Here is a 17,025-nt window from a genome sequence, read left to right as displayed (position 1 = left end):
GTTGTCCTCCTTGTGCGTTTCCCGTCCGTTTCCGGGTGCTTCCGGAAACGGTGAAGTGTTCGTCGTTCAGCGCGGTTCGAGTTCGGTGACGACCCAGCCGTCACCCGTGTGTTCCGCGGTCACGGAAAGCTGCGCCGCGGCGCTGTCGGTCGCATTGTTGTCAGCCCGGACGGCTGATTGATCGAGAAAGACGAGTAACCGCGCGTGACCATTCCGGAGTTCTTGGACGGCGATCGCCGAAACGCGGGAAGTGAGTACGAGCTTTTGTTCGGGTGCCTTCTGCCTGACTTGGGCGAAGAGCTTGTCGTAGGAATCCTTGGCGGACCCCCGCAACACGGCGGCGGCGGCCTTTTCGGTGACGTCGGTCTTGTCGTAGGAATAGGAGAAGATCCGGTTCATCGCGAGGGTGACGGCGGAGGTGACATCGGCGGTGGCGCCGACATCGGTGAGCGCGAGGTTCGCGGCGGCGGGGTTGCCGGCGGCCGAGCGGGCTTCGAGGGTGAACCAGGCACCGGCGCCGGTGAGGACCAGGGCGGCGGCGAGCAGGAGGGCGGGGAGGCGGAGCCAAGCCGGGCGGGCTTTGGCGGGCGCCTCGCTTTCGCCTTCGGTGGGTTCGCTGTCGGCAGCTTCGGCAGCTTCGGCAGCCTCGGTGGGTCGGGCTTCGTCGGCGGTGGCCGGCGACGCCTGCTCCACCTCGGTCTCGATCGTCTTCGCGCGGTTCATCGGGCCCCCACCGGCAGCTGGTCCAGCGCGCTCAACTTCCACCCGTCCGCCGTCCGTGACAACGCCGCCGCGAAGCGGTTGCGCTTCACCGCCGGGGCCGTGCCTTCCTTCGCCATCGTGATCTCCACCGAAGCCAGCATCTTCGCCGTGCCCGCGTGCTCGTCCAGCTCGCTCAGCGCCGCGTCCAGGACCCGGCCCGTCGCCACCGTCGCGTTCGCCGACAGGGTCTTCTTCGTCGTGTCGTCCGTGCGGGCCAGCTGGTCGTGCAGCGGGCCCGTCGAAGCCGACAGCCACCGGCCGATCCCGCCGTTCACGTCGTGGTAGTCGAGGCTGCTCAGCTCCGCCACCAGCGTCCGGCCGCTCGACAACGCCTCGTCGCGCGCCACCCCGTACGTCAGCGACGCGTCATGCGACGCCGCGTACCACGAGTAGCCCGACCAGCCCGCGAACACCGCCGCCGCGGCCGCCAGCCCCAGCGCCCCCTGCTTCAGCGCAGCCACAGCATCTCCTCGAGGCTCGTCGACGTCGCCTGCCCGTCGAGTCCGGTCAGCCCGCCCGGCAGCGCCGGCTCCGGCACCGGCGGGTGCGGCGCGTTCTGCACGCCGCGCACCGAACTCTCGTTGCCGTACGGCAACGTGCACGCCGCGTCCGTGTTCAGCGGCAACGGCGTCACGTCGTCGCTCGACCGGTGCGGTGTCGCCCCGTAGCCCTGGACGCACGGCGGCGGGTTGTCGAAGTTCAGCACCAGCGCCATCCGCAGCGCGTCGCCTTGGGGGTTCAGCGCCGACCCCACGCCCGCCACCGCGCGCGGCATGTTCGCCAGCAGCGACTCCTCCGCCGCGGTGCGGGTGCCGAACACCCGGGCCGTCGTGAGCAGGTTGGCCAGCAGGATCGGCAGGCCGGGGTCGTTTTCCTTCAGCACCGAAGCAAGTTCCGTCGCCGCCGGCGGTGCGGTCGCGATCAGCCGCCGCAGGTCGCCATCGGAGCGAGCCAGCTGCTGGGCGAAGACACGGGCGTTGCTGCTGAACGAGCGCCACTCCGACGACGAGTCGACCTGCGTCCGCAGCACCGTCGCGCCGTCGTTGATCAGCTTCGACGTCTGCGGCAGGTTCGCGCTCGCGTCGTGCGTGAAGGTCGTCGCCGCGTCCATCAGCGTCTGCAGGTCCGGGCCGGCGCCGCGCAGGGCGTCGTCGAGCTCGTCGACCACCGTGCGCAGGTCCTGGGTCGGCACCGATGCGGTGAACGAGTCGAGGTCCGTCAGCAGGTTGTTCACCGGCAGCGGCAGCGTCGTCGACTCGCGCCGGATGACCGAGCCTTCGCCGAGGTAGGGCGCGTCGGCCGTGCGGGGCTGCAGGTCGACGTACTGCTCGCCGACCGCCGACCGGTTCGCCACCACCGCGCGGGAGTCCGCCGGGATGGGCGGGGCGCCATCGTCGATCAGCAGGTCGGCTTCCGTCCCGGTGACGGTGAGCCGCAGCTCGCCGACCCGGCCGACGGCGACGCCGCGGTAGGTCACCTCGCCGTTGGTGAACAGCCCGCCGCCCTCGGCCAGCTCCAGCTTCACCGCGTAGCTGCCGGACCCGAACAGCCGGCCGAGCCCGGCGTAGTTCGCACCGACGAACGCCGTGGTGGCCAGGGCGATCACGACGAACAGCACGACCTGGACCCGCACTCTGCGCGTCAGCATCACTGGCCTCCCGAGGGGATCGGGAGCGGCGGCAGGCCCGGCGGCACGCCCTCGCCGGGCGCGGGCAGCGGCACTCCGGGCGCCGGGATCATCGACGCGTAGGCGTTGACGTAGTCGCCCTTGATCGCCGGGATCACGGAGTCGGGGAAGGGGAACGTCGGCAGCATCTGCAGCGACTTCGGCAGGTCGGCGCCCGCGTCCGCGAGCTGGTCCAGGATCGGCGCGAGCGCCCGCAGGTCGGCCACCAGGTCGTCGCGGCTGCGGTCGACGACGTCGGTGGCCACCGTGGAGAGCCGGTCGAGCGCCTGCAGCATCGAGACGAGCTGGGTGCGCTGGTCGGTGAGCGTCTGCAGGCCCGGCGTGAGGTCGGTCAGCGCGCCGGACACCTGCTCGTGCCGGTTCGCGAGCGTCGTGGACAGCCGGTTCAGGCCGTCCAGCGCTTCGGTGATGTCCGACCGGTGCGCGTCCAGGTCGGTCATCAGGGTGTTCACCCCGGACAGGAACGAGCGGATCTGTCCCTCGTTGCCGTCCAGCACCTTCGACAGCTCGCGGTTGATGGTCTGCAGCTGGCCGATCCCGCCGCCGTTGAGCAGCAGCGAAAGGGCGCCGAAGATCTCTTCGAACTCGGGGTTGCGGTTGGTGCGCGCCAGGGGGATCGTGGCGCCGTTCGCCAGCCGCGCACCCCCCGCGTTCTGCGCTTCCCCGTCCGGCGCGGCCAGCTCGACGAACTTCTCGCCGAGCAGGCTGGACTGGCGCAGCCGCGCGACGGCGCCGGCCGGCAGCACGACGTCGCCGTTGACGTCCAGTACCGCTTCGGCCGTCCACCCGTCGCCGCCGAGCCGGATCTCCCGCACCCGCCCGACCGGGACGTCGCCGACCTTGACGGCGGCCTGCGGCACGAGGTCGAGGACGTCGGCGAACTGCGCGGTCACCGCGTACGGGTGGTCGCCGAGGTCGGCGCCGCCGGGCAGCGGCAGGTCGTAGACGCCCTTGAACTCGCCGGGGGAGCAGCCCGCGAGGGCCAGGCACCCGATGGCCACGGCGGTGAGCACCCGCTTCATCGGCCGCTCCCGTTCGTGTAGACGTCGCCGGTGGCCGGCAGCGGCATCGGCGGGTAGTACTCGAGGACGTTGTCGCGGCCCATCAGCCGGCCGGTGGCCGGGTCGATCGCGTTGAGGACGTTCGACACCGCCAGCGGCACCCCGTCGAGCGTCTCGGCCAGCGACTGGCGCTGTTCGACGAGCGTCCGCGTCGTCGTCACCAGGTTGTCCACAGTGGACTTGAGGGCACCGCGGTTGTCCCGGATGAACGCCTGGACGTCGCCGAGCGCCAGGCCCAGGCTGTCGAGGGCGTGGGCCAGCTCGCCGCTGTTGGCGGCCAGCGTGCCGGAGATCTGCGACAGCTGCTGGTTGACCCCGCTGACCTGCTGGTCGTTGGTGGCGAGCATGGTCGTGAACCGCTGCAGCTCGTCGACGGTGCCGAACAGGTCGTCCGAGTTGCCGGCGAGCGTCCGGGCGAGCTGGGCGAAGTTGCGGACGCTGTCGTTGAACGCCTGGCCGTTGCCCCGCAGGTTCTGCGCACCGGTCTTGAGCAGGTCCGACAGCGCGCCCTGGGAGTTGGCGCCGTTCGGGCCGAGGGCCTTCGACAGCGTGTCGAGGCTCGCGTAGAGCTGGTCGAGCTCGACCGGGGTGGCGGTCCGCTGCACCGGGATGGACGCGCCGTCGGGCAGCCGCGGCCCGCCGCGGGCCGGCTTGGCGAACTGGACGTAGCGGTCGGCGACGACGCTGGGGGCGATCACCAGCACCGTGGTGTCCTCGGCGATGCCGACCGAGCCGTCGATCGTCATGCCCACCTGCACCTGCTCGCCGCGCGGGGTGACCGAGTCGACCTGGCCGATGCGGACGCCGAGCACGCGGACGTCGGAACCGGCGTAGACGCCCACCGCGCGGGAGAAGAACGCCGTGACGTGGTGCTGGCCGCTGCCCGAGAACACCCACCACAGCGCGGCCGTGACGACCAGCGCGAGCAGGATCGCGGCGGCGACGAACCGGGTGGTCAGTACCCCGGCCCGGGTGGTGGTCAGCGCGCTCACTTGGTGCCTCCCGGCGCGGTGCAGGGGTCGTGGTTCTCCGGCAGCAGGCCGCAGAGGTAGGCGTCGATCCAGCGGCCGTTGCCGGTCGTGTTGGTGACGACGCGGAAGTACGGCCCGGCCAGCTGCAGGCCCCGGGTGAGGTTGTCGTTCTGCTTCTTCAGCAGGTCGGTCACCTGGGAAAGCGACTGCAGCGCCTTCTTGAGCGGATCGGAGTTCTCCGCGACCAGGCCGCGGAGCTGGTCGGCCAGCCGCGCCGAGCCGGCGAGCAGGTCGTGGATCGCGTCGCGGCGGCGGTTCAGCTCGGTCAGCAGCAGGTTGCCGTCGTCGATCAGCTTCTCGAAGTCCTCGTTCGAGTTCGCCAGCGTCGTGGTCAGCTTCCGCGCGTTGGCCAGCAGTTCGGCGATCTCGCCGTCGCGGCTGGAGACCGTCTTGGACAGCTGCGACAGGCCGTCGAGCGCGCTGCGGACGTGCTCGGGGGAGTTGCGGAAGGTGTCGGACAACGTGGTGAAGCTGTCCGCGAGCTGCTGGGTGTCGATCGCGCCGACCGTGTCGGCCAGGCCGTTGAACGCGTCGGTGACGTCGTAGGGCGTGACCGTCCGGGTGCGCGGGATCGCCTGGTCCGGGTCCTGCACGCCGTCGCCGGTCGGGTTCAGCGAGAGGAACTTGCGGCCCAGCAACGTCTTGATCTTGATGTCGGCGGTCGTGCGGTCGCCGATCCACGCGTCCTTGACCCGGAAGGACACGAGGACGTGGTCGTCGGCCAGCTCGACGTCGCGGACCGCGCCGACCTTGATGCCGGCGATCCGCACCTCGTCGTCCGGCTGCAGGCCGGCGGCTTCGGAGAACTCGGCCTCGTAGGTGGTGCCGCCGCCGACGATCGGCAGGTTGTCGTAGTTGAACGTGACGGTGAGCAGCGCGGCCAGCGCGACGCTGCCGACCACGCCGAGGGCGAGCGGGTTGCGCTCCTTGAAGGACTTCACGAGTCGCACCTCGCCGTCGGGACGTACACACCGCGCGGGGGTGTCGTTTGGAGCGTGGCGCGGCAGAGGAAGAAGTTCATCCACGTGCCGTACGTTGCGACGCGGCCGATTTCGGTGAACTTGATCGGCAGGTTCGTCAGGAAACTGTCCACATCGGACTGGTTGGTCACCAGGGTGCCGGCCACCCGCTGCAGCCCGGCGATGCTCTCCTTCAACGGCGGGCGCGCCTGCTCGAACAGGCCGGCGGTCGACTGCGTCAGGTCGCCGATCCCGCTGATGGCGTCGCCGATCGCGACGCGGTCGCCGGCCAGGCCGGACACCAGCTGCCGCAGCGTGGACACCAGGTTCGCGAGCGCGTCACCCTTGCCGTTGACGGTCTTGAGCACCGAGTTGAGGTTCCCGATCACCTCGCCGATCACCTTGTCGCGCCCGGCGAGGGTGGTGGTGAGCGAACCGGTGTGGGCCAGCAGGCTTTCGACGGTGCCGCCTTCGCCCTGCAGCACCTGGACGATCTCGCCCGAAAGCTCGTTGACGTCGTTCGGCGACAGCGCCTGGAACAGCGGCTTGAAGCCGTTGAACAGGTCGGTGAGGTCCAGGGCGGGGGTCGTGCGGTCGAGCGGGATCTCGCCGCCCTCGGGCAGCTGGTCCCGGGTGCCGGTGGTGCCGCGTTCGAGGGCGATGTAGCGCTGCCCGACCATGTTGCGGTACTTGATGACCGCGTGGACGTCGGCGGGCAGCCGGCGGCCCTGGTCGAGGGAGAACCCGACGAGCGCCCGGTTGTGGTCGCTGATCTCCAGCGACTCGACCTGGCCGACGCGGACGCCGGAGATGCGCACGTCGTCACCGTCGTTGAGCGAGGTGGCGTCGAGGAACTTGGCCGTGTACCGCTGCCCGCCGCCGACGCCGGAGTTCGTGATGGACACGGCCAGCAGCGTCGTCGCGAGGACGGTGACGACGATGAAGATCAGGCTCTTGATGAGCGGGGAGGCGATGTTCCTCACTTGAGCTTCACCTCCGTGCCGCGGTAGAGCGGCCCGACGAGCACGCTGCTCCACTCCGGGACCTGCGCGGCGGGCACGCCGATCGAGGGCGCGACCAGCGTGGCCAGCAGCTGCTCCTCCTGCGGGGAGTTCGCGACGCCGAGGTCGCCCTGGCCGCCGGTGAGCAGCGGGTGCCCGGTGCTGCCGGGGGTCGCGGCAGCGGTGCCGGTGGTCGGGGCGACGCCGGAGGGGTAGCAGCGCGGCTCGCCGCCGCCGGTGAAGCGCGGGTCGTCCCGGCCGGGCAGGTACTTGCCGCTGTCGGTGGTCACCGAGACCTCGGCGTGCAGGCCCGGCTCCTTGCGCGTGACGCCGAGGACCTTGTCCATGGATCCCTTCAGGGCGCTCAGCGAGCTGATGGTGCAGGCGAAGCTGGGGGAGTACTTCGCGGCGATTTCGAGCGGCGCCCGGCTGTCGGCGGCCAGGGCGATGAGGTTGTCGCGGTTGTTCTGCAGGAAGGTCGTGACCTCCTGGGACGACGACGTCACCTGCTGGTAGACCCCGGCGAGGTCGGCCTGCTTCTCCTTGACCGTGTTGAGCGTGACGGCGGAGGAGGTGAGCGCGTCGAGCAGGTCCGGGGCGATGTCGCCGTAGAGGTTCGAGACCGTGGCCAGGTCGTGGATGTCCTGGGTGAACGCCGGCAGGTCGGGGTTGAAGTCCCTCAGGTAGTCCGCGGCGGTGCCGATCGTCTGCCCGAGCTGCTCGCCGCGGCCCTGCAGCGCCGTCGACACCGCGGTCAGCGTCGTCGCGAGCTTCTGCGGCTGAACGGCCTTGAGCAGCGGCAGGAGGTTGTCGAAGACGCGTTCCAGCTCGATCGCGTTGGCCGAGCGGTCCTGTTCGATCGTGTCACCCGCGGCCAAGTGCGGGGCCGGGGCACCGTCCGGGATGGACAGCTGGACGTACCGCTCGCCGAACAACGTCTTGGGCACCAGCAACGCGGAGACGGTGCGCGGCAGCATGTCCACCTTGCCCGGCTCCAGGGCAAGCGCTATCTCGGCGCCCCGCGGCGTCGCCCGGACTTCGCGGATCTCGCCGACGAGCACGCCGCGGGCCTTGACCTGCCCGCCCGGGGAGAGCTGGTTGCCGATGCGGCTCGCCTCGAGCGTCACCGGGACCGTGCTGACGAAGTCCTTGTCGTACACCTTGATGGAGAGCGTCACGAGCACGCCCATCACCACCAGGAACAGCACGCCCGCGGTGCGGATCCCGGCCTTGCGGCGGGTCTCCCGTCTCATCCGGCCACCTGCACGGTGGTCGTCGCACCCCAGATCGCCAGGGACAGGAAGAAGTCGAGGACGCTGATCGCGACGATCGCGGTGCGCACCGCGCGCCCGACCGCCACGCCGACGCCGGCCGGGCCGCCGCTCGCGCGGAAGCCGTAGTAGCAGTGGGCCAGGACCACGACGACGCTGAAGACGAGCACCTTCCCGAACGACCACAGGACGTCGCCGGGCGGCAGGAACAGCAGGAAGTAGTGGTCGTAGGTGCCCGCGGACTGGCCGAAGAACCACACGGTGACCTGCCGGGAGGCCAGGTAGCTCGACAGCAGGCCGATCGCGTAGAGCGGGATGACGGCGAGGAAGCCGGCGATCACCCGCGTCGTCACCAGGTACGGGACGCTGGGAATGCCCATGACTTCGAGGGCGTCGATCTCCTCGGAGATCCGCATCGCGCCGAGCTGCGCGGTGAAGCCGCAGCCGACGGTGGCGGACAGGGCGAGGCCGCTCACCAGCGGGGCGATCTCGCGGGTGTTGAAGTAGGCGGAGACGAACCCGGCGAACGCCGACGTCCCGACCTGGTTGAGCGCGGAGTAGCCCTGCAGGCCGACGACCGTGCCGGTGGCGACGGTCATCCCGATCATCACGCCGATCGTGCCGCCGATGACGGCGAGCGCGCCGCTGCCGAAGCTGACCTCGGCCAGCAGGCGGACGACCTCGCGCAGGTAGCGGCGCAGCGCCCGCGGCGTCCACGCGATCGCGCGGAGGAAGAACAGGATCTGGTCGCCGAGGGTGTCGAGGAAGCCGAACCGGCGGTCGACGGCTTCGCGCACGCGCGCGGTCTTGGGGACTTCCGTGGTCGTCACGCTCAGCTCCCCTTGGGCGGCACGAGTTGCAGGTAGACGGTGGTGAGCACGAGGTTCAGCACGAACAGCAGCAGGAACGTGATGACCACGGACTGGTTGACGGCGTCGCCGACGCCCTTCGGGCCGCCCTTGGGGTTCAGCCCGCGGTAGGCGGCGACGACCCCGGCGACGAAGCCGAAGATGAGCGCCTTGATCTCGCTGATCCACAGGTCGGGCAGCTGCGCGAGCGCGGAGAAGCTGGCCAGGTACGCGCCCGGCGTCCCGTGCTGCATGATCACGTTGAAGAAGTAGCCGCCGAGCACGCCGACGACGCTCACCATGCCGTTGAGGAAGACCGCGACGCCCATGGCGGCGAGCACCCGCGGCACGATCAGCCGCTGGACGGGCGAGACGCCGAGGACCTCCATGGCGTCGATCTCTTCGCGGATGGTGCGCGAGCCGAGGTCCGCGCACATGGCGCTGCCGCCGGCCCCGGCGATGAGCAGCGCCGTCACGATCGGGGCGGCTTGCTGGATGATCGCGAGCACGCTGGCCGCGCCGGTGAAGGACTGCGCGCCGATCTGCGTGGTCAGCGACCCGATGTGCAACGCGATCACCGCGCCGAACGGGATGGAGACCAGCGCCGTCGGCAGGATCGAGACGCTCGCGATGAACCAGAACTGCTGGATCAGCTCACGCAGCTGGAACGGGCGGCGGAACGTCAGCCGGACGACGTCGAGGCCGAGCCCGTAGAGCCGTCCGGTCTGCCGCAGCGCGGCGGCCCCGGGGAACGACGTCGTCGTCGTCCGTTCGGCCATTCGTGTGCCTCCCCAGCGGTTTCGACGGCACGTCGAATACACCCGAGTCGAGCAAGGGGAAATGGTCCGAACGGGGTAACAATTGCCGGCCATTCACGGTCTCGGGGGTCGCCGTGCCGTTTCCTACTGGTCGGTACGCTAACCACGGCCCTGCTGGGAGACAAGAACTTGAGCAGGATCGCGCGGTCACGGGCTGGTAACCGCGCATTTCTTGTCCGACGCTGACAAACGGACCGGATCTTGTTGTCAAAAATGGAAAAGAAAATCCCGTCCCGGATGTGTAACGAGCCGGAGGGCACCTTTGTAGCACCGGATACGCCGAAGGGCACCTTCGTCGCGTCTCATGGGACGAAGGTGCCCTCCGGCTCGTTCGTCAGGACTTGAGGCCGGCCAGCAGCTCGTAGGAGCGGACGCGGTCGGCGTGGCCGTGGACCATCGTCGTGACCATCAGCTCGTTCGCGCCCGTGTCGGCCAGGAGCTGTTCGAGTCCCTTGTGGACCGTCTCCGGCGAGCCGACGATGCTCGAGCCGAAGCGCTCGGCCAGGAACGCGCGGTCCATCTCCGTGTACGGGTACTCGGCCGCCTCCTCCGGCGTCGGCAGCGCGATCGGGCGGCCGCGGCGCAGGCTCAAGAACGTCAACCCGGACGGCCCGGCCAGGAACTGCGCGCGGTCGTCGGTCTCGGCCGCGACGACCGACACGCCGAGCATCACGTACGGCTCGTCGAGCACCCCGGGCCGGAAGTTCTCCCGGTACAGCTGCACCGCCGGGACCGTGTTCTCCGCGGCGAAGTGGTGTGCGAAGGAGAACGGCAGCCCGAGGCGTCCGGCCAACTGGGCGCTGAAGCCGCTCGAGCCCAGCAGCCACACCGGCGGCTGGTTGCCCTCGGCCACCACCGCGTTGACGCCGCGCGCCTCCGAGTGGGTGAAGTAGCCGATCAGCTCCTGCAGGTGCTCCGGGAAGTTCTCCGCGGACAGCCCGCCCGGACCGCGCAGCGCCAGCGCCGTCCGCTGGTCGGTGCCCGGCGCGCGGCCGATGCCGAGGTCGATGCGGCCCGGGTGGAACGCCTCCAGGGTGCCGAACTGCTCGGCGACCACCAGCGGCGCGTGGTTGGGCAGCATGATCCCGCCCGAGCCGACGCGGATGCGCTCGGTCGCGCCGGCGACGTGGCCGATCAGCACGGCCGTCGCCGAGCTGGCGATGCCGGGCATGTTGTGGTGCTCGGCCAGCCAGTAGCGGTGGTAGCCCAGCCGTTCCGCGGCGCGGGCGAGGTCCAAGGTGTTTCGCAGCGTCTCGCCGACGGTGTTCCCCTCGGAAACGGGGGACAGGTCGAGCACGGACAGCGGCACGTCAGGCAGTGAGCTCACAACCGGGGTCAACGCCCCGGTGCCGCCATTGCTTCCCGCAGGGCGGCCGGATCTGCGCCCTGCCAAGCCACGACGCCGTCCGGGCGCACGAAAAGCGCCTCGGCCGGGGCGTCCGCACAGTCCGCCGTGACGATCTTCACGTCCGGGCCCGCGGCTTCCCGCAGGTCGGCGCGGTCGGCGAAGTCGAACAGCACCGGACGCGCCGCGCGCATGACCTCGGCCACACGGGTGGCGCGGCCGCCGACGGTCAGCGGCAGGTCGGGGACGTACGGCAGCTCGTCGGCGTCCCGCAGCAGCCCGGCGAGGTGCCGCGTCGCCTGGGGAAGCGCCGCCAGCTCGCCGAAAAGCGTCCGCAGCGCGTCGCCGTCTTCGCCGGTGAGGCGGTCCAGAAGGGCCTGGACACGGGTCTGCGTCAACGTCCGCGCGGCGACCGGGTGCCGTTCCGCGTGATAGCTGTCGAGCAAGGACTCGTCGGAAGCACCGCGCATGACGGCGGCGAGCTTCCAGCCGAGGTTGACCGCGTCCAGCAGCCCGACGTTCAGCGAGGAGCCCCCGGCCGGGAAGACGTGCGCCGCGTCCCCCGCCAGGAAGACGCGCCCGGCGCGGTAGCGCTCGGCGAGCCGGGCCGAACTGACCGTCCGCGACAGCCACAGCGGCTCGTCCAGCGGCAGGTCGGTCCCGAGCACGCGCCGCACGGCGTCGCGGAACTCGCCGAGCGTCGGCTCCCCGGACGGTTCCGATGACACCTCAGTCACCTCCCGGACGCCGGCGACGACGACGCCCGGCGTCAGCGACGTCACCAGCACCCGGCCGCCGGGCCGGCGGTTCCAGCCCCGCACCAGGCCCGGCACCGTCGAGAAGAGGCCGACGTCCGCCCGGAAGTGCCCGAGGCGCATCAGCTCGCCGTCGGTGGTGCCGGGGAACTCGATCCCGGCCAGCTCGCGGACGCGGCTGTGCGCGCCGTCGCAACCGACGATGTACCGCGCCTCCAGGGGGTATGAGCCGTCCGGACCGCGGACGGTGTCGAGGTCGATCAGCTCGTGCCCGCGCCGGATCTCGGCGCCGAGTCCGAGGGCGCGTTCGGCCAGCAGGGCCTCCATCCGCGGCTGCTGCAGCATCAGCCCGGGCACAGGCGTGGTCAGCGGCACCGGTCCGAACGGGAAACCGGGGAGCGGCCCGGCGAACCCGGCTTCGGCCCGGAACCGCTCGAGGAGCCCCCGGTGGTCCAGCTGCTCGACGATCCGGCCGCCGAGCCCGTTCGCCCGCGGCCGCTGGTCCGGCTCGATCCGCCGCTCCAGCACCACCACCTCGGCCCCGCCGAGCCGCAGCTCCGCCGCCAGCATCAGGCCCACCGGGCCCGCTCCGATCACCGCGACATCCATGACGCCCTCCTCGTGCCTGCCGGAACGTCAGTTCAAACTGACGTGCCCTGTCAGGCTAGACTGACGCACCATGGAAGCGGAAGAGCTTTCCGGGCGCATCTCGGAAACCGACCCCGCGGTCGCGCTGCGGGCGGTCGGCGCGCTGCACCGGCTCGCCGAGCAGGTCGAGGCGGCCGCCGTCGCGCACGCGAGGGAACGCGGCTGGTCGTGGGAGCAGATCGGGGACGCCCTCGGCGTCGCCCGCCAGTCCGTGCACGCGAAGCACGGGAAGTGAGGCCGTGGTGCTCGACCGACTGATCGCGAAGAGCCCGTTCGCCGTCGTGGTGACGGCGGCCCTGGACGAGTCCCGCCGCCGCGGCGACCGGCGCCTCGGCACCGAGCACCTGCTGCTCGGCCTCCTCCACGACCCGGACAGCGCCCGGGCGCTCGGCAAGACCGTCGAAGAGGCGCGCGCGGCCCTCGACCGCCTCGACCGGGCGGCCCTGGCGGCGCTCGGCATCGAGGTGGACGGGCTGCGGCCGGCGCGGGTCTCGGCGAAGCGGGGACGGCTGTCCCCGGGCGCGCTGACGTCGAACGCCCGCGCGGTCGTCGACAAAGCCATCCGCGGGAGGCCGCGGGAACCGGCCGAGCTGCTGCGGGCGCTGCTGACGGTGACCCCGCCCGATCCGGCCGCCGACCTGCTCGCGGAACTCGGCGTCGACGCCGGAGCCGTCCACCGGCGGCTGGTTTCGCCGAACGAACCCTGACGCGGCGCGGCATTCGATACCGTTGGTGAGAAACCGGCGGAACAAGGGAGGACGGGGTGCCGCGTCCGGAACGACCCTTGGATCCCGGCGACGACCCGCTGACCGAATTCGCCGCCGAACTCCGGCGTTTGCGGGAGAGCGCCGGTAATCCGACCTACCGCGAGCTCGGCCGCCGCGCGCACTACTCGGCGGGGACCCTTTCGGAGGCGGCCGGCGGGCGGAAACTCCCCAGCTTGGCCGTGACTTTGGCCTACGTCCGGGCCTGCGGCGGGGTTCCCGGCGAATGGGAAGAACGCTGGCACGCCGTCGCCGACGGCTCGCGCCGCGACGGTGAAGAATCACCACCCGAGCCGGAATCCGGGGAAAAGCCGCCCTATGTCGGGCTGAGCGCATTCGGCCCCACCGACGCGAGCCGATTCTTCGGCCGGGAACGGCTGGTCGAAAAGCTCGTCGGCCGGCTATCGAGACAGCGTTTTCTCGCCGTCCTCGGCGCGTCCGGTTCGGGGAAGTCGTCGCTGCTGCGAGCCGGCCTGCTGCCGACGGTGAAGGACCCCGTCGTGCTGCTCACCCCGGGCGCCCGGCCGCTGCAGGAGTGCGCCGTGAAGTTCGCCGCCGCGCTCGGCCTCGCGCCCGGCGCGCTGCTCGACGACTTCGCCGCGCACGCGCGCAACCTCGGGCTCGCCGCGCGGCAGCTCGCTGACGTGGACAACACCGACGTCGTCGTGGTCGTCGACCAGTTCGAGGAGATCTTCACCCTCTGCCAGGACGACGAGGAGCGCGCGCGGTTCCTCGGCGCGCTCGTCACCGCGACCACCGAGCCCGGCAGCCGGACCCGGGTCGTCCTCGGCATCCGCACCGACTTCTACACCCACTGCGCGCGGCACGCGGACCTCGCCGAAGCCATGCAGGACGCGCAGGTCCTCGTCGGCCCGATGACCACCGAGGAGCTCCGGCAGGCGATCTCGCGGCCCGCGGTCGACGCCGGGTACCGCGTCGAGAACGCCTTGGTCTCACGGCTCGTCGCGGACGCCACCGGCCAGCCCGGCGTGCTGCCGCTGCTCTCGCACGCGCTCCTCGAAACGTGGCGGCGCCGGCGCGGCACCACGCTCACCCTGGCCGGGTACGAGTCCACCGGCGGCATCGAGCGGGCCGTCGCGCAGACGTCGGAGGGAACGTTCGCCACGCTCTCGGCGCGTCAGCAGCGGCTGGCGCGGCAGATCTTCCTCCGGATGACCGCGCTCGGCGAAGGCACCGAAGACACCAAGCGCCGGATCACCCGCGCCGAGCTCGACACCGACGACGAGGACACCGCCGTCGTGCTCGGCGAGCTGGCCGCGGCGCGGCTGCTCACCCTCGACGACACCGGCATCGAGATCGCCCACGAGGCCCTCATCCGCGGCTGGCCGCGGCTGCGCGAGTGGCTCACCGAGGACCGCGAAGGCCTGCGCGTGCACCGGCAGCTCACCGAGGCGACCGGTGCCTGGGAGGCCGTCGACGAGGATCCCGGCTGGCTCTACCGCGGCACCCGGCTGGCCGTCGCGCGCGAGTGGGCCGAGCGCCAGGACACCGGGCTTTCCCAGCGGGAACGCCGGTTCCTCGACGCCAGCATCGCCGTCGAGCACGCCGAGCAGGAGCGCGACCGCCGTCGCACGCGGCGGCTGCGGCAGCTCGTCGCGCTGCTCGCCGTGTTGCTCGTCGTCGCCGTCGCGGCCACCGCGTACGCCGTGCGCGCGGAGAGCACGGCCACCGACCAGCGCAACAGCGCGCTCGCCCAGAAGGTCGCCGGCCAGGCGCTGGCCATGCGCGCCACCAACCCCGCGCTGGCCGCGCAGCTCGCGCTCGCCGCGTACCGCCTCGACCCGGGCGCCGACGCGCGCAGCAGCGTGCTCGGCATGTTCGCGACGCCGTATTCGACCCGCGTCACCGGGCACACCGGCCGGGTCAACACCGTCGCCCTCCGCCCCGACGGGCAGGTCCTCGCCACCGCCAGCTGGGACGGCACGGCGCGGCTGTGGGACGTCCACGACCCGCACCACCCCGCACCGCTCGGTGTCCTCACCGGGCACACCGGCAACGTCAACAACGTCGCCTTCAGCGCCGACGGCCGGACCGTCGCCACCGCCGGTTTCGACGGCACCGTCCGGGTCTGGGACGTCGGCGACCCGGCCCGGCCGGGGCCCGGGATCGTCGTCGAGCGCCACGATGGAAAGTCCTACGCGGTCGCGTTCAGCCCGGTGGGGCCGCTGCTGGCGACCGGCGACGTCGCCGGCACGCTCCGGCTGTACGACACCACCGACCCGGCCCACCCGCGGCCGGCGGGGGAGCTGACCGGGCACACGTCGTACGTCAACAACCTCGCCTTCAGCCCCGGCGGCCGGCTGCTCGCTTCCGCGTCGGCCGACAAGACCGCGCGCGTCTGGGACGTCGCCTCGCGGCGTCAGCTCGGCGTCGCGACCGGGCACACCGACGTCGTGCACTCGGTCGCGTTCAGCCTCGACGGGCGCACCCTCGCCACGGCGAGCCAGGACCAGACCGCGCGGCTGTGGGACGTCACCGATCCGGCCGCGCCGGCGCAGCTGTCCTCGCTCGGCGCGCACCAGGCGATCGTGCGGTCGGTCGCGTTCGCCCCCGACGGCCACACCCTGGCCACGACCGGTTTCGACCGCACCGCGCGGTTGTGGGACGTCGCCGACCCGCGGCGGCCGCGCGAGCTGGAGTCCCTGCCCGGGCACACCGGCGCGATCGGCTCCGCGGTGTTCTCCCGCGACGGCCGCACCCTCGCCACGGCCAGCGACGACCAGACCGCCCGGCTGTGGGACCTGCCCGGTCCCGCGATCCCCGCCCACACGGCGCAGGCGTGCCACGCCGCGTTCGGCCGCGGCCTGCTCGCCACCGGCGGCTACGACGAGGCGGTGCGGCTGCACGACCTCACCGACCCGGCCGCGCCCCGGACCGTCGCCACCGTCGGCGGCTTCGGCGACGCGGTCTGCGGCGTCGCGATCAGCCCGGACGGCCGGACGCTGGCCACCGGCAGCTGGGACCACACGATGTCGCTGCGGGACATCACCGACCCGGCCCACCCCGGGCCGCCGGTGGTGTTCTCCCGGCCGCACGACGACATCGACGCGGTCGCGTTCAGCCCCGACGGGCGGATCCTGGCCACCGCGGGCGACGGTCACACGGCCCGGCTCTGGGACCTCGCCGACCGCCTGCACCCGGTGGAGATCGCCAAGCTGGCGGGCCACGAGGACGACGTCCACACGCTCGCGTTCAGCCCCGACGGCCGGACCCTGGCCACCGCGGGCTGGGACCACACCGCGCGGCTGTTCGACGTCTCGGTGCCGCGGGCGCCCCGGCCGCTGTCGAAGCTCGAAGGGCACACCGACACGATCTTCTCGGTCGCCTTCAGCCCCGACGGCCGGACGCTGGCGACCGCCGGCGCCGACCGGACGATCCGCCTGTGGGACGTCACCGACCCCGCCGCCGCGCGCGTGGCGGCGGTCCTGTCCGGGCACACCGACATCGTCATGTCGGTGTCCTTCGGCGGTGACGGCCGCGTGCTGGCCTCGGGCAGCTACGACCGCACGATCCGGCTGTGGGACGTCGCCCGGCGCGAGCCGTACGCGGTGCTGCCCGAGGAAGCCGACCGGGTCTACGCCGTGCAGTACGCCCCGGATGGCCATACGCTCGTCGGAACCGTCGCGGACGGCACGGCGCGGTTCTCGGAGACCGACCCCGACCGGGCGGCGACGAGGATCTGCGCGGTCACGGCGCCCCGGATCACCCCGGCGGAGTGGTCGGCGGGTCTGCCGGGCATCGATTACGCCCCGCCCTGCCCCTGACGGATTGTTCGGCGTTGTTGTTCGGTGCGGGTGCGCGGACACCGAACAACGATTGTCCACTAGACATGCCCTCGGACGGGTTTCGTCCGCGAGACGTTTCTTCACCGGGGGTCTGAAGGGCTCCTTCAAGGGCACGGGAACCCCGCTCCCCGCCCCTCGAAGGGGCCCTTCAGCGTGTCCAGGCGGCCGGCACCAAGCGCCCCAATGTGGCCTTCGGTGCGTTCAACGCACCGAAGGGCCCCTTGGGTGCGTTGTACGCAACCAAGGCCACATTGGGGGGGTCCGCCGGC

Annotated in this window: 15 protein-coding genes; 3 read left to right on the top strand and 12 right to left on the bottom strand. The window is 71.9% G+C overall.

The genetic code is table 11. The annotated features are described in order from the left end of the window. Positions 1-66: 66 nt before the first annotated feature. From AB0N03_RS09870 to AB0N03_RS09815, 12 genes are all read right to left on the bottom strand, one after another. Entirely contained in the window at positions 67-723 is a 657-nt protein-coding gene (locus AB0N03_RS09870) for a hypothetical protein (RefSeq protein WP_364368162.1), read from the bottom strand. Beyond that, positions 720-1,223, bottom strand: coding sequence for a hypothetical protein (locus tag AB0N03_RS09865; RefSeq protein ID WP_364368159.1), 504 nt, complete (start codon positions 1,221-1,223; stop codon positions 720-722). The genes AB0N03_RS09870 and AB0N03_RS09865 overlap by 4 nt, the downstream gene beginning before the upstream one ends. Further along, positions 1,211-2,410, bottom strand: coding sequence for an MlaD family protein (locus AB0N03_RS09860; RefSeq protein ID WP_364368156.1), 1,200 nt, complete (start codon positions 2,408-2,410; stop codon positions 1,211-1,213). Before AB0N03_RS09860 ends, AB0N03_RS09865 begins: the two co-directional genes overlap by 13 nt. Further along, a complete protein-coding gene (locus AB0N03_RS09855) occupies positions 2,410-3,471 on the bottom strand; it encodes an MCE family protein (RefSeq protein WP_364368153.1) in 1,062 nt (353 codons plus the stop codon). Before AB0N03_RS09855 ends, AB0N03_RS09860 begins: the two co-directional genes overlap by 1 nt. Then, positions 3,468-4,502, bottom strand: a complete 1,035-nt coding sequence (locus AB0N03_RS09850) for an MCE family protein (RefSeq protein ID WP_364368150.1) — start codon at positions 4,500-4,502, stop codon at positions 3,468-3,470. Before AB0N03_RS09850 ends, AB0N03_RS09855 begins: the two co-directional genes overlap by 4 nt. Continuing rightward, positions 4,499-5,482 (bottom strand): MCE family protein, encoded by a 984-nt coding sequence (locus tag AB0N03_RS09845; protein ID WP_364368147.1) that lies wholly within the window; start codon positions 5,480-5,482, stop codon positions 4,499-4,501. Before AB0N03_RS09845 ends, AB0N03_RS09850 begins: the two co-directional genes overlap by 4 nt. Continuing rightward, positions 5,479-6,483 (bottom strand): MCE family protein, encoded by a 1,005-nt coding sequence (locus AB0N03_RS09840; protein ID WP_364368144.1) that lies wholly within the window; start codon positions 6,481-6,483, stop codon positions 5,479-5,481. The genes AB0N03_RS09845 and AB0N03_RS09840 overlap by 4 nt, the downstream gene beginning before the upstream one ends. Further along, positions 6,480-7,754, bottom strand: coding sequence for an MCE family protein (locus tag AB0N03_RS09835; protein ID WP_364368141.1), 1,275 nt, complete (start codon positions 7,752-7,754; stop codon positions 6,480-6,482). Before AB0N03_RS09835 ends, AB0N03_RS09840 begins: the two co-directional genes overlap by 4 nt. Further along, positions 7,751-8,602, bottom strand: coding sequence for an ABC transporter permease (locus AB0N03_RS09830; protein ID WP_364368138.1), 852 nt, complete (start codon positions 8,600-8,602; stop codon positions 7,751-7,753). Before AB0N03_RS09830 ends, AB0N03_RS09835 begins: the two co-directional genes overlap by 4 nt. Before the next feature lie 2 nt (positions 8,603-8,604). Beyond that, a complete protein-coding gene (locus AB0N03_RS09825) occupies positions 8,605-9,399 on the bottom strand; it encodes an ABC transporter permease (protein WP_364368136.1) in 795 nt (264 codons plus the stop codon). A 373-nt stretch (positions 9,400-9,772) separates the two neighbouring features. Continuing rightward, positions 9,773-10,765: an LLM class flavin-dependent oxidoreductase gene (locus AB0N03_RS09820; protein WP_364368133.1), complete on the bottom strand. Its 993-nt coding sequence runs from the start codon at positions 10,763-10,765 to the stop codon at positions 9,773-9,775. Positions 10,766-10,773: 8 nt separating this feature from the next. Next, complete coding sequence (locus AB0N03_RS09815; protein ID WP_364368130.1) at positions 10,774-12,147, bottom strand: FAD-dependent monooxygenase; 1,374 nt, start codon at positions 12,145-12,147, stop codon at positions 10,774-10,776. Between the two features lie 70 nt (positions 12,148-12,217). Between AB0N03_RS09815 and AB0N03_RS09810 the strand changes: the two genes are divergently transcribed. The 3 genes from AB0N03_RS09810 (at position 12,218) to AB0N03_RS09800 (ending at position 16,735) form a co-directional block, all read left to right on the top strand. Next, positions 12,218-12,421 carry a helix-turn-helix domain-containing protein gene (locus AB0N03_RS09810; RefSeq protein ID WP_364368127.1) on the top strand — a complete coding sequence of 68 codons (204 nt, stop codon included), beginning with the start codon at positions 12,218-12,220 and terminating at the stop codon, positions 12,419-12,421. 4 nt (positions 12,422-12,425) lie between these two features. Next, complete coding sequence (locus AB0N03_RS09805; RefSeq protein ID WP_364368125.1) at positions 12,426-12,893, top strand: Clp protease N-terminal domain-containing protein; 468 nt, start codon at positions 12,426-12,428, stop codon at positions 12,891-12,893. A gap of 77 nt (positions 12,894-12,970) precedes the next feature. Then, positions 12,971-16,735, top strand: coding sequence for a hypothetical protein (locus AB0N03_RS09800; protein ID WP_364368958.1), 3,765 nt, complete (start codon positions 12,971-12,973; stop codon positions 16,733-16,735). The last annotated feature ends 290 nt before the right edge of the window (positions 16,736-17,025 follow it).

The organism is Amycolatopsis sp. NPDC051061 (assembly GCF_040682935.1).
Taxonomy (GTDB): domain Bacteria; phylum Actinomycetota; class Actinomycetes; order Mycobacteriales; family Pseudonocardiaceae; genus Amycolatopsis.
The sequence above is the reverse complement of the archived record's forward strand: the minus strand, read 5'-3'. Positions and strand labels throughout refer to the sequence as shown.